Origin of the sequence: Micromonospora sp. WMMA1996 (genome assembly GCF_002573675.1) — a bacterium.
Lineage (GTDB): Bacteria > Actinomycetota > Actinomycetes > Mycobacteriales > Micromonosporaceae > Micromonospora > Micromonospora sediminicola.
Window position 1 is genome coordinate 2,402,921 of record NZ_PDHU01000001.1, and the last position, 19,023, is coordinate 2,421,943.

The window sequence follows — 19,023 nt, forward strand, 5'->3', positions numbered from 1 at the left end:
CGTTCTCCAGGGTCTGACCGTGCGCCGTGCCGAAACTCATCGCTGTCGTACTCCCCGGGTACGACAATCGGCGTGCGGACGGGCGGCGGCAAGGCTGCCGCGCCGGCCGTCCGGTTTGTCGGTGGGGGCCGTTAACCTGCGCGCATGAGCGGCCCCGGAGACGTACCGTCCGCATACCTCGACCGCCTGCGGCCGGTCTGCCTCGGCCTGCCGGAAACCTACGAGGAGCCGGCCTGGGTGGGCACCCGCTGGCGGATCCGGTCGCGCACGTTCGCCCACGTGCGCACCGTCGGCCCCGACCACCAGACGGCCGACGCCCGGGCCGCGACGGGCGACGGTCCGCTCTGCGTGCTGACGTTCCGCTCCCCCGGCGACGAGATCGCCGGGCTGCTCGCGGTCGGGCCACCCTTCTACTCACCCGGCTGGGGCGCCGACGTGGTCGGGATGGCGCTCGACGACGCGACCGACTGGACCGAGGTCGCCGAACTGCTCACCGAGAGCTACTGCGTGCTGGCGCCGAGAAAGCTGGTCGCGCTCGTCGACCGGCCGGGGTGAGTCAGCCGAGCTTCCTGCGCAGCGTCTCGAACGCCAGGTCCGGCCGGCGCGGCAGGCCGAAGCGCTCGTCGCCGTAGGGGAACGCGCTCCGCTCGCCGGTGCGGGTGTAGCCGCGCCGCTCGTACCAGGCGATCAGGTCGTCGCGCTGGACGATGACGGTCATCCGCATCTCGCCGGCGTGCCACTGCTCCCGGGCGTACCGCTCCGCCTCGGCCAGCAGCTCCCGACCCAGCCCGCCGCCCTGCCGTCCCGGCGACACCGCGAACATGCCGAAGTAGACGTGGTCGTCGCGGCGTTCCAGCTGACAGCAGGCGACCGGGGCGTCCTGCTCCGCCAGGACCAGGACCACGCCGTCCCGGGCGGTCACCGCGGCGGACACCATCTCCGGGTCGGTGCGCTGCCCGTCGAGCAGGTCCGCCTCGTGGGTCCAGCCCGCCCGGGCGCGCTCGCCCCGATAGGCCGACTCGATCAGGTCGACGAGCGCGGTGACGTCGGCGGGTCCGGCGACCCGGACGGCACGGGGTGCGGGGCTGGTCATCGCTGGTCTCCACGGTCGCGGCGGCGTACCGGGCCAGCGTACGCAGGCCGCGGTGCGACGCACCCGGCGGCACGGGGCGGCCGGGACCGGCGCGGCATGGTTGACTGCCCGGCATGGAGGCGACCGTCGGATCCCTCGGCCTGCCGGCCGTGCTCGACCTGCCGGCCGGGCCGGTCCGGGGCGGCCTGGTGGTGCTGCACGGCTCGCACGCCGACCAGCGGTCCTATTTCCTCTACGCGCACCTGGCCCGGCTGCTGCCCCCGGCCGGCGTCGCGGTGCTGCGCTACGACCGCCGCCCCCGCGTCGACGGGCACGACGTGCCGTTGGCCGACCAGGCCGAGGACGCGGCGGCCGCCCTGGCGGAGATGCGCCGGCACGTCGGGGCGGTCCCGGTCGGCATCTGGGGGTTCAGCCAGGGCGCGTGGGCGGCGGCGGTGACCGCCACCCGCGACCCGGTGGACTTCCTGGTCCTGGTCGGGTGCAGCGGGGTCAGCCCGGCCGCGCAGATGCGCTACGGCACCGCCGAGCAGTTGCGCCGGCACGGCTACGGCCCGGCCGACGTGGCCGAGCTGGCGCGGCTGCGCGAGGTGGCCGAGGGCTTCCTGCGCGGCGACGTGCCCCGGTCGGTGGCGCAGGCGGAGCTGGACGCCGCCGTGCGACGGCCCTGGTTCCCGCTGGCATTCCTGCCCGACGAGTTGCCCGGGACGCCCGGCACGTGGGCCGACATGGACTTCGACCCGGCCCCGGTCCTCGCCCGGCTGACCTGCCCGGTGCTGCTCTGCTATGGCCAGACCGACGCGTGGACCCCGATCGAGGCGAGCCTCGCGGTGTGGCGACGGGAGGCCCGGGACGCGGAGCTGACGGTGGCCCGGCTGGCCGGCTGTGACCACGCGCCCACCCTGGGCGGGGGCGACGACCCGGGCAGCGTGAGCCCGCAGTACGAGGCGGTCCTGCTCGACTGGCTCGACCGGCGGCTGTCGCCGGCCGGCTGAGCCCGACGGCTCAGTCGCGGACCCGCAGCCCGTCCAGGAGCAGGCCGACCACCCGGCGCGCGTCGTAGCGGGGGTCGCTGTCCGCGCCGACGCACAGGTTCCCGACCGCGCGGAGCAGCTGGTAGGCGTTCACGTCCGCGCGGATCTCGCCGGCCGTCGTGGCGGCGTCGAGCAGGCCGGCGCAGACGGGCACCAGCCGGTCGACGAAGTAGGTGTGCAACGCCTCGAACTGGGCGCTGTAGGCGCGCAGCGCGGCGGCCAGGCCGTGCTTGGTGACCAGGAGGTCGACGAACCGGTCGATCCACCCGGTCAGCGCGGCGTGCGGGCTCTGCGCCTCGGCGAGGCAGGTCGGCCCGGCCTCGGCGCACGCCTCGACCTGGTGCCGGTAGACCGCCACGACGAGGTCGGCCCGGGTCGGGAAGTGCCGGTAGACGGTGCCGACGCCGACGCCGGCCGCGGCGGCGATGTCACGGACCGGGGCCTCGACGCCGGACGCGACGAAGACCGCGGCGGCGGCGTCCAGCAGGGCCTGCTCGTTGCGGCGGGCGTCGGACCGTCGTCGGGCCTGGCCGGTGGTGTCGGTCACACCGTCCGTCCTCTCCTCGGGGTTGGCAAAGCGGAACAGCGTTCCGTATCGTTACCGGAGCAACGTTCCGCCTAGCCATGATGCCAGGCGGAAGGGCGATCCACCCAGGCAGGGGCCGCGAACCACCGTGGCCGCCGGAAGGGAACACCATGCAGTACCGCACCCTCGGCCGCACCGGCATGCAGGTCAGCACGCTCGCGCTCGGCGCCATGAACATCGGCCCGATCGGGGGCACCACTCAGGCGGAGGCCGACGACCTGGTCGGCGCCGCGCTCGACGCCGGCGTCAACCTCGTCGACACCGCCGACGTCTACGGCAACGGACTCTCCGAGGAGATGGTCGGGCGGGCCCTCGCCGGACGGCGCGACGACGTGGTGCTGGCGACCAAGGCGGCCCTGCCGATGGGCGAGGACCGCAACCGCCGGGGCGGCTCCCGGCGCTGGCTGGTCACCGCGCTGGAGGACAGCCTGCGCCGGCTCGGCGTCGACCACGTGGACCTCTACCAGATCCACCGTTGGGACCCGACCACCGACGACGAGGAGACCCTGGCGGCGTTGACCGACCTGCGTCAGGCCGGCAAGATCCGCTATTTCGGCACCTCCACCTATCCGGCGCACCGCCTGGTCGAGGCGCAGTGGACGGCCCGCGAGCACCACCTCGGCCGGTACGTCACCGAGCAGCCCAGCTACTCGATCCTGCAACGCGGGATCGAGGCGCACGTCCTGCCGGTCACCCAGCGGTACGGGCTCGGCGTGCTGGTCTGGAGCCCGCTGGCCTCCGGCTGGCTCTCCGGCGCGATCCGGGCCGACCGGGAGATCGCCACCCACCGGTCCACGTTCATGCCGCAGCGCTTCGACCCCGCAGTCCCGGCCAACCGGGCCCGGATGGACGCCGTGGAACGGCTGGCCACGGTCGCCGACGAGGCGGGCCTCACGCTGATCCAGCTCGCCCTCGGCTTCGTCACCGCGCACCCGGCGGTGACCGGCGCGCTCATCGGTCCCCGGACGACCGAGCACCTGCGCGCGCAACTGGCCGCCGCGGACACCGTGCTCAGTCCCGACGTGCTCGACGCGATCGACGCGATCGTCGCCCCCGGCGTCGACCTGGCGCCGCACGAGAAGAACGACACCCCGCCGGCCCTGCTCGACCCGGCGCTGCGCCGCCGCTGACGTCGCGCCCGGCTACGCTGCCGCCGTGGACGACGCGCTGCCCCCGTACGAGTTCGCCTTCCCGGGCCCGCTGCGCGACCGGCTGGTCGCCGCGGTGCTCGACGGGAGCAAGACCAGCACCACCGGGCTGCTCCAGGACTACGAGATCGAGGGCGAGCCGCTGCCGTCGGCCGGCACCCGGCACGCGGTGGTCGACTCCGCCGGCCGGCCGGTGGCCGTGATCGAACTGGTCGAGGTCCGCGTCGCCCGACTCGGCGACGTGGACCTCGACCACGCCCGCGCCGAGGGCGAGGGGTACCTGTCGGTCGCGCAGTGGCGGGCCGGGCACGAGGCGTACTGGCACGGCGCGGACTACCGGGCCTGGCTGGGCGACCCGGGGTTCACCGTGGACGACGACACGCCGGCCGTGCTGGAGCGGTTCCGGTTTGTCGAGCCGCGGTGACGCGACTCAGACCGGCGTGCCGGGCGGGGACTTGAGCAGTGACGCGGCCTCCGCGAGATGACCGCCGCGCCCCGAGCGCCGGGCGGCCGCCGCCATGCGAACCAGGTCGATGTTCACCCCGGCGGCCCCGCTGGGATCGTGCACCGTCAGCCGCACGTCCAGGCTGACCGTCGTCTCCCCCCAGCCCTGCGCCTCGATGTTCAGGTGCGCGACCTTCGGGGAACCGAGGTGCGGCAGGTAACCCAGCGGCGCCATCTCCACCCGGTCGGAACCCAACGCGTTGAGCTTCGACTGCGTCTTGGTGTTCGCGCGGCGGGACGGCGTCGGACCGTCGTCGCACGGTCAACCACGGCTGCACCTGACCGTCGGCACCGTCAAGACCCACATCGGACGCCTGCTGGCCAAGCTCACCGCACGGGACCGGGCCCAACTGGTCATCACCGCCTACGAGACGGGTCTGGTGACGCCGGAACGCCGGTGAGCGTACGGGTTCAGTCCGGCGGCAGGTGGGTGGCGACGTCGACGCGACCCTGGGCGCGCGCCCGCGGGTCGGGGCGCGGCGAGGTCCACCACGGCCCCGGGTCACGGGCGACGACCAGGTCCTTGTCGCCGACGGGCCGCACCGACCACCGGTCCGCCGGCCACGACAACCCCCACGACCGGGGCACCAGTTGCGCGCCGAACACGTCGAGGACGCCCCGCTCCTCGAACTCCCGCTCGTCGACGGCGGTCGGCAGCACGCCGGGCCGGTCCTCCGGCCGGTGCCACGGCCCACCCAGGTCGAGCAGGCCCCGGGCGCGGCGCGCGAAGCCGTACCGGGACCGGGGAGCACCGACCTCCAGGGCCTGGACGATCCGCGCGGTCGCGTCGGTCACGTCCGGCCCGAGGTGGTCGACGGCGCCGGTCGCGAACACCAGATGGCCGGTCTCCGGCACGAACCTGACCAGGCGGAACCGCCGGCCGTCGGCCACCAGGATCTGGGCGGGATGCCGCGGCGACACGGCCAGGCCGGCCGGCACCAGGTCGAGGACGAGGTCGGCGGCGGCCCGGGACCAGGGGACCGCGCCGATGCTGACCTCCACCGTGGACCAGTCGGTCACGGCGAGCCAGGACAGGGCGGCTGTGAGGCCCTCGCGCAGCCCGCGTTCCGGGGCGGGATCGACGGCGAGCCGGCACTGCACGATGTCGGCGTGCCACCAGGAGGCCGGCGGTGGCGCGTCCGGGACGGGATAGGGCACGAGGGCGCCTCCGACGCCCCGGCGGCCGAGTTCGGCGGCGATCGGTTCGAGCCGGGGGCGCAGCTCCGCGCCGTCGACGGCGCCGAGGCAGACGCCGTCCGGCGTCGGCACGACCTCGTCGATGTCCGCCGGATCCTCCACCCCGTCCGGCGGGGCGAGGAGGGAGCGGTCCACCACCTCGCGGACCACCGGCAGCAACGCCGTCACCGGTCCCGCGTCGGCGAGCAGGATCGCGATCCCCGACCCCTCCCGGTCGTCGTCGTACCAGCGGTCCCAGACCGTCTGGTCGATCACCGTCACGGCCGTGTCCGCCCCGCGCCCGGCCGGACCACCGGGCCCGGGTGCGCGAACCGGACGGCATGCGGGGCGGCCGGGCCGGCCTCGACGGACATGACGCGAGCGTAGTCGGTCCGGCACCCGGCGTGCCGCCCCGACGGCCGGCCGGAGACCTGGGCATCACCGGTCAGTCGCCGGCCAGCCAGGCGCGCAGCTCCGCGCCGTGCGCGTCCAACCCGGGTGGTGGCAGGTCGTAGCTTGGCGGGCTGTCCGACAGGCCGATCGGGTGGCGGATCCCCGGCACCCCGCCGACCGTCACCACCGGGTCCAGCCCGAGCCCTTCGGCCAGCGCCACCCCCTCGGCGACCGAGTTGATCGGGCTGCACGGCACGCCCGCCGCGCGCAGCTCGCCGAACCACCGCGCGCTGCCCCGCCGGGACAGCGCCGCCACCAGCAGCGGGCGCAGCTCGTCGCGGTGCGCGGTGCGGTCGGCGTTGCCCCGGAACCGCGGGTCCGTCGCCAGCTCCGGCACGCCGAGGACCCGGCAGAGGGTACGGAACTGGCCGTCGTTGGCGGCGATCACCACCAGCTCGCCGTCGGCGGTGGGCAGCGGCTCGTACGGCACGATGCTCGGGTGCGCGTTGCCCATCCGGTGCGGCACCACTCCCCCGGCGACGTGCGCGCTCGCGTGGTTGACCAGCCCGGACAGTGCCGAGGAGAGCAGGTCCACGGTGACGTGCTGCCCGCGTCCGGTGGACTCCCGGTGGCGCAGCGCGGCCAGGATCCCGAGGGCCGCGTGCAGCCCGGCGATCACGTCGAGGACCGCGACGCCGGCCTTGACCGGCGGGCCGTCGGCGGCGCCGGTGAGGCTCATCAGCCCGGCGGCGGCCTGCGCCATGAGGTCGTACCCGGGCAGGTCGGCGCCCCCGGCGGCGCCGAAGCCGCTGATCGAGGCGTAGACCAGGCGGGCGTTGCGCGCGGTGGCCGTGTCGTGGTCGAGGCCGAAGCGGCGCAGCGCGCCGGGGCGGAAGTTCTGGATCAGCACGTCGGCCCGGTCGGCCAGGCCGTGCGCCAGCACCAGGTCGTCGGGGTCGGTCAGGTCGAGGACCACCGAGCGCTTGTTGCGGTTGACCGCGAGGTAGTAGGTGGAGACGTCGCCGCGCAGCGGCGGACGCCAGTGCCGGGTGTCGTCGCCGTGCGGCGACTCCACCTTGACCACGTCCGCGCCGAGGTCGGCCAGGAGCATGGTCGCGTACGGGCCGGCCAGGACCCGGGAGAAGTCGGCGACGAGCACCCCGTGCAACGGACCCGGCATGCCGTCCCCCTTCTCGCCCGGCCAACGATGGCACACCGGAAAGTGAGGGGCGAATTCAGGGGTTGCCTTTCGCACCCCCTGAGGACATTGACGTTCCTTGCCGGGCCGTCAATTCCGCGGATACGTTTCGACAGTCGCGCTCACGCATCGACGCGAAGGAGAGCACGCGTGGACCTCACCCTGACCTTTGACAACGCGTACGCGGCGCACGCCGCGGTCGTGATGTCGACCGTCGCCGAGTCGAACCCGGGCGAGGAGCTCCGGTACTGGCTGGTCGCCGCCGACGACGTGCCGGCCGGAGCCCGGGCCACCCTCACCCGGATCGCCGGCCCACACGCGACGGTGGAGTTCCTGCGGGTGGACGCGTCCCGGGTGAACCTGTCCAAGGGCAGCGACCCGCTGATGGCGTACCTGTCCCCGGCGATGTACCTGCGGCTGCTGGTCCCCGCGGAGCTGCCGGCCGACGTGGGCCGGGTGCTCTACCTGGACTGCGACACGCTGTGCGTGAACAGCCTGAAGCCGCTGTTCGAGGTGGACATGGGCGGCGTGCCGCTCGGCGGCGTACGCGACCCGTTCAACCGCCGGCTGCTGGACATGGGCGGGATCCCCGGCCTGGCCGGGTACGACCATCTCGACCCGCACGGGCACTACTTCAACTCCGGGGTGCTGCTGATCGACGTGCGGCGGTGGAAGGAGTGCGAGGTGACCGAGGTGTCGCTGGACTACCTGCGCCGGCACGCGCACGAGTCGCGCTACCCGGACCAGGACGCGCTCAACTTCGCCGTGTTCGACAACTGGCTGCGCCTGCCGCACCGGTGGAACGACCTGATGGCGTGGCGGCGGGAGCCGGAGTTCGGCGGCAAGCTTTCCGACTCGGCGATCATCCACACGGCCGGTCCGGTCAAACCCTGGCAGCCCGGCTTCCCGAAGGGCGCACGGCGGGACCTCTACTGGCAGCACCGTCGGCGCAGCGGTGGCGGCCTGGGCTCGACGCTGCGCCGCTGAGCGGGTCGGCCGCACGCGACGGCCCCGCCACCTCGTCGGTGGCGGGGCCGTCCGGTCGTCGTCGGGCGCCTATCCGGGGTTCGCCCCGGGCACCGCCCAGCGCAGGCCGGCCGGGTCCCGGAACACCACGCCCGCCGGCGGGCCGCCGTTGGCCGACTCCAGCGTCGCGCCAGCGGCCAGCGCCCGCTGCACGAGCAGGTGCGGGTCGGCCGGGGTGAGCGGCAGCGGGCCGCCCGCCCCGCCCGGGTCGACCGGCGGGTCACCCCACTCGCTGACCGTCAGTCGGTGCCCGTCGACCACCAGTTCGGCGTGCAGGACGCGGCCGTCCAGCAGACACTCCCGCTGCACCGGCACGGCCTCGAAGACCTCCGCGTAGAACGCGGTCACCGTGGCCACGTCGGTCACCGTCAGGTGCGCACCGTTGCGCGGATCCCCGACGCCCATCGCGCTACCGCCTCTCGCTCACTCCGCGATACGGGTACGGCCGGTCCAGCGGAACACCGCGGGCGTGCCGTCCACGGCGCCGCCGGGATCCCGCTCGAAGTGCTCGTAGCCCCCGTAGTGCCGTACCTTGATCTTGGATTCCACCGGGGACACCCGGTGGCTGCGCAGCTCGGCCGGCAGCGTCGCCGGCCCGCCCTCCAGCACCGCCTCGACGATGCCGCTTGCCTCGGCGCCTATCCGACGGGCCGTCACCGACCCTCCGGCGGGATCGGAAGAAGCTGTCATGACACGACCTCCGTCGCTCGTCGTTCCGCCTCGCCATGCGCGCGCCACAATTGCCGCGCGCATTCTCCGAGCGGACCGTCGCCGTTTTCGACGTACGCCGGGAATTGGCGATCCGACAGTTCCGGAGACGATCCCTCGAGTCAGAACGTAATCCAGCTCACACTTCCGAAGAACCCTTAGCCACCCCCTAGCGGAGCGGCGGCGGCCCTATTCCCAGCGGAACAGCCGGGTGGCGAGCAGACAGCCCACGACGGCGGTGCCGGCCAGCACGAGCAGCTGCGACACGGCGGGGGTCTGCCCCGCCCACGCGGCGGAGATGGTGTCCACGGTGGCGCCCAGCGGTGAGTACTCGCCGATGCGGGCCAGCACCGTGGGCATCTGGTCGCGGGGCAGCCAGGCCCCGGCCAGGAAGAGCAGCGGGAAGAACAGCGTCGGCCCGATCGACTGCGCGGCCCGCGCCGACGGGGCGAGCGCCGCGATGAGCAGGCCGATCGCGAACAGGCAGGCGACCCCGAGCAGGAACGCCAGCACGAAGCCGGGCACGTTGGCCGGCGCCGGCTGGTCCAGCAGCAGGCGGACGCCGAGCGCGGTGACCACCGCGCCGGCCACGCCCATGACCAGGTTGACCACCACCTGCGCGACGAGCAGCAGCGCCGGGCTGACCGGCGTGGTGGCCAGCCGACGCAGCACCTTGCGCTCGCGGTAGATGCCCAACGCCATCGGCAGCGTGAACAGCGCGAGCATTCCGATGGTCAGGGACAGCGCGATGGACGGCAGGAACGTCAGCTCGCCGTGCTGCCCGGTGGCCGCCGCCGGCTGCGCCCCGCGCTGCGGCAGCCCGAAGACCAGCATCAGGCCCAGCGGCAGCGCGAAGACGAAGAACAGCGAGACCGGCTCGCGCAGGAACAGCTTGGCCTCGACGGCGACGAGCTTGGACAGGGCGTTCACGATGACCTTCCGTCGAGCGCCGGCGGGGCGCCGGCGTGACCGGTGAGGGAGACGAAGGCGTCGTCCAGGGTGGGCTGGTCGACCCGCAGGCCGGCGTAGCGGATCTTCCGCTCGGCCAGCGCCGACAGCACGGCCTGGAGGACCTCCTCGGGGCCGGTGACGGTGACCTCGTCGCCGTCCCGGCGCACCGAGGTGACCTCGGGCAGGGCGGTGAGCACCGCGTCGTCGAGCCGGTCGACCGGGCGGAAGTGCACCCGGGTCTCGCCGTCCACCCGCGACATCAGACCGGACGGCGTGTCGATGGCGACCACCCGGCCGGCGTCGATGACCGCGAGCCGGTCGCACAGCCGCTCGGCCTCGGCCATGAAGTGGGTGACCAGCACGACCGTCACACCCCGGTCGCGGATCCGCTCGACCAGGTCCCAGGTGTCCCGCCGGCCCTTCGGGTCCAGCCCGGTGGTCAGCTCGTCGAGGATGGCGATCTCGGGTCGGCCGACCAGCGCCAGCGCCACCGAGAGGCGTTGCTTCTGGCCGCCGGAGAGCTTGTGGAACGCCGTGTCGCGCTGCTCGGCCAGCCCCAGGTCGGCCAGCAGCTCGTCGATGTCGGCCCGGTTGCGGTAGAAGGACCGGTAGAGGTCCAATGCCTCGCGTACCCGCAGCTTGTCGGGGAGCTGGCTCTCCTGCAACTGGGCACCGACCCGCTGGCGCACCTCGGTGCGGTCCCGGACCGGGTCGAGGCCGAGCACCCGCACCGTGCCACGGTCGGCGCGGCGCAGGCCCTGCACGCACTCCACGGTGGTGGTCTTGCCGGCGCCGTTGCGGCCGAGCACCCCGAAGATCTCGCCCTGCTCCACGGTGAACGAGACGTCGTCGACGGCCACCGTGTCGCCGTATCTCTTGTGCAGGTGCTCGACCTCGATGACCGGCATCTGGCGGGGTCCTCCGTCGCGTGCGGGTGCCGCCGGGCCCTTGAGGTGTCGCGGCGTCGGGTGCGGGAACGGGCCGGCCCGCACGGCGGGTCGACGCCGCCCATCATCCGGGCAACCGAGGCGTGGTTCAACCCATCGGTCGATGAATCGGGGGTGCCGGGCGCCCACCAGGGGTGTCGTCCGGTCACCCGGCGTGTCGGGCGGCGGGCGGCCGGCGGCGACGTGACGCTAGGGGTGGTCCGCTCCCGGGCGGGCCGGTTACGGTCGGGCGTCCGGAGGACGGCGCCGGCCGTACCGGGACCGGCGCGCCGACCGCGCGCGAGAGGGGCGTCCGTGCCGCTGCTGAGCTGGCTCGCCGGGACCACCGACGAGCGTCCGGACGCGGTCCGCGTCGACGACCGTTCGCTGTCCTGGGTGGAGCTGCGTCGGGCGGCCGCCGCGGTCGCCGACGACCTGCGCGGCGCCGGCCGGGTCGCGGTGCCGGCCACGACGAGCCTGGAGACCGTGGTCGGCGTGGTCGGCGGGCTGCTGGCCGACGCGGCGGTGGTGCCGGTGCCGCCGGACGCCGGGCCGGTGGAGCGGGACCACATCCTGCGCGACTCCGGCGCCGAGGTGCTGCTCACGTCGCCGGACGCGCCCCCCGTCGACGGCGCGGCGACGCCGCCGGTCGTGCCCGTCGACGTGCGCCGGCTCTCCGACACCCGACATCCCGAGCCGAACCCGGCGGCCACCGCGCTGATCCTCTACACCAGCGGCACCACCGGCGCGCCGAAGGGCGCCGTGCTGTCCCGCCGCGCGGTGGCCGCCTGCCTGGACGGGCTCGCCGACGCCTGGGCGTGGACGCCGGACGACCTGCTGGCGCACGGCCTGCCGCTGTTCCACGTGCACGGGCTGGTGCTCGGCGTGCTGGGGCCGCTGCGCATCGGCAGCCGCCTGCACCACGTCGGTCGGCCCCGCCCCGACCGGTACGCGGCGGCGGCCGGATCGCTCTGCTTCGGCGTACCCACGATCTGGTCGCGGATCGCGGCGCAGCCCACGGCGGCCCGGGCCCTGCGCGGCGCCCGGCTGCTGGTGTCGGGCAGCGCCGCGCTGCCCGAGCCGGTCTTCACCGCCCTCGCCGGGTTGACCGGGCACCGGCCGGTGGAGCGGTACGGGATGACCGAGACGCTGATCACCGTGAGCGGCCTGGCGGACGGGCCCCGGCGGCCGGGCACGGTGGGCGTGCCGCTGCCGGGCGTGCGCACCCGGGTGGTCGACGAGCACGGCGACCCGCTGCCGGCCGACGGCGCGGCGATGGGCGAACTCCAGGTACGCGGCGACACCCTCTTCGACGGCTACCTGCGCCGGCCGGACGCCGACGCGGCCAGCCGCACCCCGGACGGCTGGTTCCGCACCGGCGACGTGGCCACCGTCGCCCCCGACGGGTGGCACCGGATCGTCGGCCGGGCCGCCACCGACCTGATCAAGAGCGGCGGGTACCGGATCGGTGCGGGCGAGGTGGAGGACGCGCTGCTCGCCCACCCGGGGGTACGCGAGGCGGCGGTGGTCGGCACGCCCCACCCGGACCTGGGTCAGCAGGTCACCGCGTACGTGGTCGGTGACGGGCTGGGCGAGGCGGAGCTGATCGACTTCGTGGCACGGCAGCTGTCCGCGCACAAGCGCCCCCGGCAGGTGCGGCTGGTCGACTCGCTGCCCCGCAACGCCATGGGCAAGGTGCAGAAGAGCCGGCTCGCGCGGGAGTGAGGGGCCGGGTCAGGCGCCCGGGGCCGGCACCGTGACGGCGGTGAGCACCAGCCCCCGGTCGACCAGGAACCGGCCGTCGAACGCGGTCAGCTCCGTGCCGCCGACCCGTGGACCGGGCACGAGCAGCCGGGCGGTGAACGTCCCGTCCGCGTCGACGGCGATGTCCGCCTCGGCGAAGTCCAGGAAGCGCCCGGTCAGCGGGAACCAGGCCTTGTAGACGGACTCCTTCGCGCTGAACAGCAGGCGGTCCCAGCAGACCTCGGGGCGCGCGGCGCGCAGCGCGGCGGTCCGGGCGCGTTCGGCGGGCAGGGCCACCGCGTCCAGCACGCCCTCCGGCAGCGGCGCGTGCGGCTCGGCGTCCACTCCCAGGCTGCCGACCGCCCCGGCCCGGGCCAGGGCGGCGCCCCGGTAGCCGTCGCAGTGGGTCATGCTGCCGACGACGCCGGCCGGCCAACCGGGCGCGCCTCGGACGCCGGGCAGGATCGCCGCCGGCGGCACGCCGAGTCGGGCCAGCGCCCGGCGGGCGCAGTGCCGGACCGTGGTGAACTCCTGGCGGCGCTTCGGCACCGCGTCGGCGACGGCCGGCTCCTCGTCCGGGTGCGGGCGCAGCCCGGCGGGGTCGCTGAAGCACTCCTCCACCACCACGGCCGGCGGCAGGATCCGTTCGATCACGCCAGAAGGCTAGGCGGCCGGGGTCGGCGCGGCCCACCCGTGGCCCGTCGTTAGGGGTCGGGTACGGGGGCGGGCCCGTTGCGGCGGATGAGCAACGACTTGCGCACCCGCCCCACCGCGCTGCGCGGGAGTTCGTCGACGAAGTGGACCCGACGCGGACGGGCCGCCGCCGACAGCAGCCGGCCGACGTGGTCGATGAGCGCCTGCGCGGTCAACCCGGCCGCCGCCACGACGTACGCGACGACCTGCTCCCCCCGGGTGCGGTGCGGGGCGCCGACCACCGCCACGTCGTACACCCCGGGGTGGGTGAGCAGCACCTCCTCGACCTCGCGGGCGGCCACCCGCCGGTCACCGCAGCGGACCACGTCGGCGCCACCGCGGCCGAGGACGCGGTGCCCGCCGGCCGGGTCCACGGTGGCCAGGTCCCCGGTGGGGTACCAGCCGCCGGCGGGCGGCGGGGAGCCGGGCCGGTCGAGGTAGCCGCTGAAGAGCGTGGGGCTCCGGACGCTCAGCTCGCCCACCGAGTCGCCGTCCGCGGGCACCGGCCGGCCGTCGCGGCTGAGCACCCGGGTCTGCACCCCGGGCAGCGGGCGGCCGGCGGCGCCGGCCGGACCGGTGAGCACGACCAGGGTCTCCGTGGTGCCGTATCCCTCCACGGGACGGTGCGAGGTGAGCAGCCGCAGCCGCTCCCCCACGGCCGGGGCGAGCGGCGCGTCGCCGGAGACGAGCATGCGCGCCGCGGACAGCGTCCGGGCCCGGGACGCGTCCCGGGCGATGTGCGCCCACTGCCGGGGCACCGCGAGGTAGATGGTGCCGGTCGGGCCGGCCGCGGCGTGCCGGTCCAGGTGGACGAAGCGGCTGCCCACCCGCAGCGCGCCCAGCAGGCCGACGACCAGCCCGTACGCGCGGAACAGCGGCGCGCCCTGGACCAGGACGTCCTCGGCGCTCCACCGCCAGGCGGCGGCGAGCAGGTCGAGGTCGGCCGCGATGGCCCGGTGGGAGATGCGGACGCCGCGGGAGGGCCCGCGCACGCCTCCGGTGTAGAGGATCACCGCGTCGCTGGCCGGGCCCGGCTCGGGGTGCGTGGCCCAGGACCGCTTCCGCAGGTCCACCGGGACGACCGGCAGTTCACCGCCGACGGCGCCGCCGAGCAGCACGTCGGCGCGGGACTCCCGCAGGATCCGGCGGCGTTCGTCGGCGTCGGCGCCGGGCGGCAGCGGTACCAGCGGCACGCCGGCCTGCACCGCGCCCACCATCGACACCATGGACTCCAGGCTGGGCCGGGCCTCGACGGCCACCGCGCGGGCGCCCCGGATCCGGTCGGCGACCGCGTTCGCGCAGCCGAGCAGGTCCTCGGCGGAGAGGGTCCGGCCGGCGACCCGGAGCGCGTCGGAGCGGTCCGCCCCGGACCCCCGCAGCCCGGGCAGGAGCGTCATCCGACCTGACCCCGGTGTCTCGGTGGTGGTTGGCAGATCACGCACGAACCCTTCACGTCCCGGACGCGCACGGCCCGTGGCCGCTCTCCCCGTCGGTGCGGCGGATTGCGTCCGCCGACCACGGCGGACAGTCCGAAATTAGGCGTACGGCTGGCCGCAGACAACCCCTACCACCGCCTCGGGCACCCGTCCCGGCGGGCGGCGACCGGGAGCGGACCGGCAGGTGGGAAGGCGGACGACCACATCGGATGAAATCGATTCGCATTGATTGACAACGGCGACGCCGGCCCCCGAAATCGGAGATGCCGAATCGTGCGTCGGCGCTGCCGGCGCCGCGGTCACGCACCGGCAATTGCGATTCCCGGTTTCATTCTTGCGCAGTTAGCGATCCGCCGGACTGCGTTTCGTCCGACGGGCCGTACGGCGAATTTCTTCTTTAACAACAAGTTGCGCCAAAGGGCTTCCAGACGGACTGAAACGGGCAAGTGGGACGAGGGTCGGAAACTGGCCCGGCGCCCGCCGGGAATCGCCCGCGGGAAGCGTCGGCGACAATCGGCCAATGCGGTCGCCACGCCAACCCCCGCGCGGCGCCCCGCCGGACGACGACACTCCGTCGGCAGGCGCGCCCGGCCGACCCGGTCCGCCCGACTCGACCGTGCCGCCCCTCCAGCGGCTCCGACCAGCGCCGAACGAGCAGGGAAAACGCTCTCCCGGACAGGTGAACGCGTCCGGGTCCACCCCGGATCGCCTCGCCGGCGACCCGCGCCACAGACCCACTCTCCCCATTGCCGGCATGCGCGGAAAACGTCACCAACCGGCCGGTCGCGCCGTCGGGGTCACGTTCCGGATTAGTCGGATGACTATCCGTTGTCACGGCACCCGTGCCGCGCTCCGCCGGACCGACCCATGTTTGCTCATCCTTTACATCCGCCGACTTGCCGCCCAATTGCCGGGCTGACATACTCCACTCCATGAATCGGGATCGATAGAGGCGGCCCGCGTCGTTCCGCCCCGAATTGCGACACCGCAGGTGGCGGCGGATTCTCGGCGCACGAGACCAGGCACGACGTTCGATGAAATCCCCGCGCCGTGCCACCGTTGTCGGTATTCGCCGATTGGAATGGGTCAAGGATTTGTGGGTCTCTGACTGTAACGGGTGTCACCGGAGACCACGGCGGGCGGCCCGCCCGCAGGCCGGGGCCGGGCGGAGGCCCACCCGATGACGATGGCCGAACGGGATCGGCAGTTCGACGTCCTGACCGATCGGCTCGCCGATCTGCACCGCGCCGACGGCCCCGCCGACACCTCGGATCTGATCACCGTGGTCACCGGGCCGGTGGGCGTCGGCAAGACCGCCCTCCTGCAGTCCCTCGCCCGCCGGTGCGCCGAGACCGGGGTCGCCTACCTCGGCGCCAGCGCCTCGCGCAGCGAGCGGACGGTGCCGCTGGAGGTGATCCGCCAGCTCGTGCGGCGGGCCACGTGGGACGAGACCGACCGGGAGCGGGTGGGCCGCTTGCTCGACCGCGCGGTGCTGCGGTGGGGCGAGACGACCGACGAGGAGGCGCTCGCCCCGCTCACCGCCGCCATCGGCGGCGAACTGCTGGACCTCGCCACCCGAACCCCCACGCTGATCGCCGTCGACGACGTCCAGCACGCCGACGTGCCGTCCCTGCGCTGCCTGGACCACCTGGCCCGACGGGTCACCGGCCTGCCCGTGCTGATCGTGCTGACCGAGGCACCGCGCACCCGTGCGTGGCACCCCACCGCGTACGCCGAACTGCTCCAGCCGGCCCGGCTGCACCGGATCCGGCTGCCCCTGCTCTCCGCGGACGGGACGTTCCGGATCCTGGCCGACCGGCTCGGGGTGCCGGTGGCGCGGCGCGTCGCCGACGAGGCGTACCGGATCAGCGGCGGCAACCCGCTGCTGGTGCACGCCCTGGCCGACGACCACCCGGCCGGCGCCGACGCCCCGGTTCCCGGCGAGGCGTTCCGGGAGGCGGTGCTGAGCTGCCTCTACCGCTGCGAGCTCCTGGTGCTGAAGACCGCCCGGGTGCTCGCGGTGACCGAGGAGCCGCTGCACGGACCGCTCCTGCCCCACCTGCTCGACCTGCCCACCGAGCCGAACCTGTCCGCGGTCGATCCGTCCACCAGCGCCGGCCTCGTTACCGCCGACGGCCTCCGGCACCCGGCGGTGCGCCGGGCGGTGCTCGACGGCATGACCGTGGAGGAACGGGCCCGCCTGCACCGGGCCGCCGCGCAGCTGCTGCACGACGACGGCGCCCCGCCGACACGGGTGGCGCCGCACCTGCTCACCACCGACGAGCTGACCGAGCCGTGGATGGCCCAGACCCTGCTCGACGCCGGCGAACAGGCACTGACCGACGGCGACGTGGACACCGCCCGGCGGTACCTGCGCCGGGCCAACCGGGACTGCCCCGACGAGTGCCTGCGCGCGCGGATCCGCTCCGCCCTGGCCCGGGCCGAGTGGCGTCTGGACCCCCAGGCCGCCGTCCCGCACCTGCACGGCGTCGCCACCGCGGTCCGCGCCGGGCACCTGGGCAGCCGGCAGGCCGCCGGCCCGATCCAGTACCTGCTCTGGCACGGTCAGCCCGACCGGGCCGTGGAGCTCATCCACCACCTCGGCGAACGCGCCGACAGCCTCGACACCCACACGGCCGTGGACCTCATGATCATTCGTGGGTGGATGGCGACCCTCTACCCGGGCGCGCCGGTCGACGCCCCCGCCTGGCCGGTCCCGACCCGGGACCCGCTCGCGCTGGCCCGGGTCCGGCACCGGCTACGCGGCGTCCTGCTGCTCCGCACGGTGCTGGAGCGCGGCGACCTCGACGCCCTGGAGGACGCCGAACGCACCCTCGCCACGCTCAGCCTGGACGACGAACCGAGCATGTGGAGCGCCGTCTGCGCGGTGATCGCCATGATCTACGCCGACCGGCTGGACCTGGCCGACGAGTGGTGCGACCGGCTGGACCGGATCGCCTCCGCCCGCCGGCACCGCACGCCGCGGGCCCTGCTCACGGCGGTCGCCGCCACGGTGGCCGGTCGGCGCGGCGACCTGCACCGTGCGCGCGAGTTGGCCGACTCGGCGCTCAACCGGTTGTCGCCGAAGGGCTGGGGAGTCGCGATCGGCGCCCCCCTGGCCGTTCGACTCTGGACGCTGACCCGCCTCGAGGAGTGGGAGGAGGCGGCGGCCTGCCTGCGTACGCCGGTGCCGCCGGCGCTGTTCGAGACGCCGTTCGGGCTGCACTACCTGCACGCCCGCGGGCTGCACGCGATCGCCGCCGGCAGTCCCGAGGCGGCCCTGGCCGACTTCCAGCTGTGCGGGCAGTTGATGACGTCGTGGCGGCTCGACCTCGCGCCGCTGGTCCCCTGGCGCACCGAGTCGGCCCGGGCACTGCTGCAACTGGGCCGCCGGCAGCAGGCCGAGAAGCTGGTGCGGGAGGAACTGGACCGGCTGCGCCCGACCGACCTGCGGTGGCGGGGCATCGCGCTGCGGGTGCTCGGCACCGCGTCGGAAGGGCCGGACCGGATCCGGTACCTGCGTGGCGCCGTGCGGCTGCTGCGCCAGTGCGGCGCCCGGGTGGAGTTGGCGCACGCCCTCGGCGACCTCGGCCAGGCCCAGCAGCAGGCCGGCGACCTGCGCCAGGCGCGCAGCACCTCGCGGGCCGCGCGGGACCTCGCCGAGGACTGCGGGATCCCCGCGCTGCGCCCGGCGGTCGCGGCCGGCCGGACCGCCGCGGCCGACCCGGACGCCGACACCGGGCTGCTGCTCACCGGCCTCAGTGACGCCGAGTCACGGGTGGCCGCGCTGGCCGCGCAGGGGCACACCAACCGGGAGATCGCGGAACGGATGTTCCTCACCGTCAGCGCCATCGAGCAGCGGCTGACCCGGATCTACCGCAAGCTCGACGTCCACTCCCGCAGCGAGCTGGCCGCCCGCCTCCGCTTCGACCGCTGACCCGGTCGGCCGCCCGTTCCGTTCCGTTCCGGTCCGGCCCGCCCGACCGTCCGACCCGGACGGCCGTTCGGCATGCGTGGCCGGGCCATGGTGTGATCGGATGTCCTCGATCGGCGTCACCGGCTGTCCATCGTGGCGAAACGTGCTCGTCACCCGGCCGGCTGACGTCCCCCTTCCGGTCAGGGGCGCAACCCCTACCCGCCCGTCGGCACCGCAGGTTTACCGCCGAAACGGTGGGGTCCCGGACCCGTTGTCGCACGCCAGGGGCGGTGCCAGACTCGCCAGCAACCGGATCACGCGTCCGACGACGCGCTCCGGTGGGGAGGATTTCCAGGTCCACCCGGCCGGCGGCCCGGTGCGCCTCACCCCTGTCCCGCTCCATCGACAGGTGTGGTGAGGGGGCCGCCGACGGCACCGGGTGGAACGGCGCGTCGGCGACGGTGACCCCGTCGCGGCGTCCGCGGACGAGAAGGG

18 protein-coding genes and 1 pseudogene are annotated in these 19,023 nt (G+C 74.8%); 8 read left to right on the forward strand and 11 right to left on the reverse strand.

Annotated elements, in window-relative coordinates; translation table 11 throughout:
- Positions 1–144 precede the first annotated feature (144 nt).
- A complete protein-coding gene (locus COO58_RS11560) occupies positions 145–555 on the forward strand; it encodes an MmcQ/YjbR family DNA-binding protein (RefSeq protein ID WP_091574773.1) in 411 nt (136 codons plus the stop codon).
- A gap of 1 nt (position 556) precedes the next feature.
- Here COO58_RS11560 and COO58_RS11565 read toward each other — a convergent pair whose 3' ends face one another.
- Complete coding sequence (locus tag COO58_RS11565) at positions 557–1,093, reverse strand: GNAT family N-acetyltransferase (RefSeq protein ID WP_091574776.1); 537 nt, start codon at positions 1,091–1,093, stop codon at positions 557–559.
- Between the two features lie 113 nt (positions 1,094–1,206).
- Between COO58_RS11565 and COO58_RS11570 the strand changes: the two genes are divergently transcribed.
- Positions 1,207–2,085, forward strand: coding sequence for a S9 family peptidase (locus COO58_RS11570; protein ID WP_098744938.1), 879 nt, complete (start codon positions 1,207–1,209; stop codon positions 2,083–2,085).
- A 10-nt stretch (positions 2,086–2,095) separates the two neighbouring features.
- Here COO58_RS11570 and COO58_RS11575 read toward each other — a convergent pair whose 3' ends face one another.
- Positions 2,096–2,671, reverse strand: coding sequence for a TetR/AcrR family transcriptional regulator (locus COO58_RS11575; protein ID WP_098744940.1), 576 nt, complete (start codon positions 2,669–2,671; stop codon positions 2,096–2,098).
- Positions 2,672–2,820: 149 nt separating this feature from the next.
- Here COO58_RS11575 and COO58_RS11580 point away from each other — a divergent pair, with 149 nt between their 5' ends.
- Together COO58_RS11580 and COO58_RS11585 are read left to right on the forward strand one after the other, a co-directional pair.
- The gene (locus COO58_RS11580) at positions 2,821–3,840 is read left to right on the forward strand and encodes an aldo/keto reductase (protein WP_098744941.1); all 1,020 of its coding nucleotides are present in this window, start codon (positions 2,821–2,823) and stop codon (positions 3,838–3,840) included.
- Between the two features lie 25 nt (positions 3,841–3,865).
- The gene (locus tag COO58_RS11585) at positions 3,866–4,282 is read left to right on the forward strand and encodes an ASCH domain-containing protein (protein ID WP_091574790.1); all 417 of its coding nucleotides are present in this window, start codon (positions 3,866–3,868) and stop codon (positions 4,280–4,282) included.
- Positions 4,283–4,288: 6 nt separating this feature from the next.
- Here COO58_RS11585 and COO58_RS11590 read toward each other — a convergent pair whose 3' ends face one another.
- On the reverse strand, positions 4,289–4,558 hold the full coding sequence (locus tag COO58_RS11590; RefSeq protein WP_255292592.1) for a hypothetical protein: 270 nt from the start codon (positions 4,556–4,558) through the stop codon (positions 4,289–4,291).
- Positions 4,559–4,634: 76 nt separating this feature from the next.
- Here COO58_RS11590 and COO58_RS11595 point away from each other — a divergent pair.
- Positions 4,635–4,763: pseudogene (locus COO58_RS11595) on the forward strand (LuxR C-terminal-related transcriptional regulator); the annotation flags it as partial.
- A 10-nt stretch (positions 4,764–4,773) separates the two neighbouring features.
- Here COO58_RS11595 and COO58_RS11600 read toward each other — a convergent pair.
- Together COO58_RS11600 and COO58_RS11605 are read right to left on the reverse strand one after the other, a co-directional pair.
- Positions 4,774–5,820, reverse strand: a complete 1,047-nt coding sequence (locus COO58_RS11600; protein ID WP_098744943.1) for a hypothetical protein — start codon at positions 5,818–5,820, stop codon at positions 4,774–4,776.
- A 163-nt stretch (positions 5,821–5,983) separates the two neighbouring features.
- Positions 5,984–7,111: a CaiB/BaiF CoA-transferase family protein gene (locus COO58_RS11605; protein ID WP_098744944.1), complete on the reverse strand. Its 1,128-nt coding sequence runs from the start codon at positions 7,109–7,111 to the stop codon at positions 5,984–5,986.
- 168 nt (positions 7,112–7,279) lie between these two features.
- Between COO58_RS11605 and COO58_RS11610 the strand changes: the two genes are divergently transcribed.
- Positions 7,280–8,116 (forward strand): glycosyltransferase family 8 protein, encoded by an 837-nt coding sequence (locus COO58_RS11610; RefSeq protein WP_176558791.1) that lies wholly within the window; start codon positions 7,280–7,282, stop codon positions 8,114–8,116.
- 69 nt (positions 8,117–8,185) lie between these two features.
- Here the strand turns inward: COO58_RS11610 and COO58_RS11615 are convergent, their stop codons facing one another.
- The 4 genes from COO58_RS11615 to COO58_RS11630 form a co-directional block, all read right to left on the reverse strand.
- Positions 8,186–8,560, reverse strand: a complete 375-nt coding sequence (locus tag COO58_RS11615) for a VOC family protein (RefSeq protein WP_091574805.1) — start codon at positions 8,558–8,560, stop codon at positions 8,186–8,188.
- Positions 8,561–8,578: 18 nt separating this feature from the next.
- Positions 8,579–8,845, reverse strand: a complete 267-nt coding sequence (locus tag COO58_RS11620) for a DUF5988 family protein (RefSeq protein ID WP_091574808.1) — start codon at positions 8,843–8,845, stop codon at positions 8,579–8,581.
- Between the two features lie 207 nt (positions 8,846–9,052).
- Positions 9,053–9,793 carry an ABC transporter permease gene (locus tag COO58_RS11625; protein ID WP_091574810.1) on the reverse strand — a complete coding sequence of 247 codons (741 nt, stop codon included), beginning with the start codon at positions 9,791–9,793 and terminating at the stop codon, positions 9,053–9,055.
- The gene (locus COO58_RS11630) at positions 9,790–10,722 is read right to left on the reverse strand and encodes an ABC transporter ATP-binding protein (protein ID WP_098744947.1); all 933 of its coding nucleotides are present in this window, start codon (positions 10,720–10,722) and stop codon (positions 9,790–9,792) included. The genes COO58_RS11625 and COO58_RS11630 overlap by 4 nt, the downstream gene beginning before the upstream one ends.
- A gap of 333 nt (positions 10,723–11,055) precedes the next feature.
- Between COO58_RS11630 and COO58_RS11635 the strand changes: the two genes are divergently transcribed.
- Complete coding sequence (locus COO58_RS11635; protein WP_098744949.1) at positions 11,056–12,465, forward strand: acyl-CoA synthetase; 1,410 nt, start codon at positions 11,056–11,058, stop codon at positions 12,463–12,465.
- 9 nt (positions 12,466–12,474) lie between these two features.
- On the opposite strand, the gene COO58_RS11640 is transcribed toward COO58_RS11635, so the two are convergent.
- Positions 12,475–13,137: a 4'-phosphopantetheinyl transferase gene (locus COO58_RS11640; protein ID WP_098744950.1), complete on the reverse strand. Its 663-nt coding sequence runs from the start codon at positions 13,135–13,137 to the stop codon at positions 12,475–12,477.
- A gap of 50 nt (positions 13,138–13,187) precedes the next feature.
- Positions 13,188–14,573, reverse strand: a complete 1,386-nt coding sequence (locus tag COO58_RS11645) for an AMP-binding protein (protein WP_098744952.1) — start codon at positions 14,571–14,573, stop codon at positions 13,188–13,190.
- A gap of 1,225 nt (positions 14,574–15,798) precedes the next feature.
- On the opposite strand from COO58_RS11645, the gene COO58_RS11650 reads away from it, so the two are divergent.
- Positions 15,799–18,549 carry a LuxR family transcriptional regulator gene (locus COO58_RS11650; RefSeq protein ID WP_255292593.1) on the forward strand — a complete coding sequence of 917 codons (2,751 nt, stop codon included), beginning with the start codon at positions 15,799–15,801 and terminating at the stop codon, positions 18,547–18,549.
- Positions 18,550–19,023 lie beyond the last annotated feature (474 nt).

Bases quoted from the DNA above. Each gene is read 5' to 3' on its own strand.
- COO58_RS11560 (WP_091574773.1), top strand. From the start codon at position 145: ATGAGCGGCCCCGGAGACGTACCGTCCGCATACCTCGACCGCCTGCGG.
- COO58_RS11565 (WP_091574776.1), bottom strand. From the start codon at position 1,093: ATGACCAGCCCCGCACCCCGTGCCGTCCGGGTCGCCGGACCCGCCGAC.
- COO58_RS11570 (WP_098744938.1), top strand. From the start codon at position 1,207: ATGGAGGCGACCGTCGGATCCCTCGGCCTGCCGGCCGTGCTCGACCTG.
- COO58_RS11580 (WP_098744941.1), top strand. From the start codon at position 2,821: ATGCAGTACCGCACCCTCGGCCGCACCGGCATGCAGGTCAGCACGCTC.
- COO58_RS11605 (WP_098744944.1), bottom strand. From the start codon at position 7,111: ATGCCGGGTCCGTTGCACGGGGTGCTCGTCGCCGACTTCTCCCGGGTC.
- COO58_RS11615 (WP_091574805.1), bottom strand. From the start codon at position 8,560: ATGGGCGTCGGGGATCCGCGCAACGGTGCGCACCTGACGGTGACCGAC.
- COO58_RS11620 (WP_091574808.1), bottom strand. From the start codon at position 8,845: ATGACAGCTTCTTCCGATCCCGCCGGAGGGTCGGTGACGGCCCGTCGG.
- COO58_RS11630 (WP_098744947.1), bottom strand. From the start codon at position 10,722: ATGCCGGTCATCGAGGTCGAGCACCTGCACAAGAGATACGGCGACACG.
- COO58_RS11645 (WP_098744952.1), bottom strand. From the start codon at position 14,573: ATGACGCTCCTGCCCGGGCTGCGGGGGTCCGGGGCGGACCGCTCCGAC.
- COO58_RS11650 (WP_255292593.1), top strand. From the start codon at position 15,799: ATGGCCGAACGGGATCGGCAGTTCGACGTCCTGACCGATCGGCTCGCC.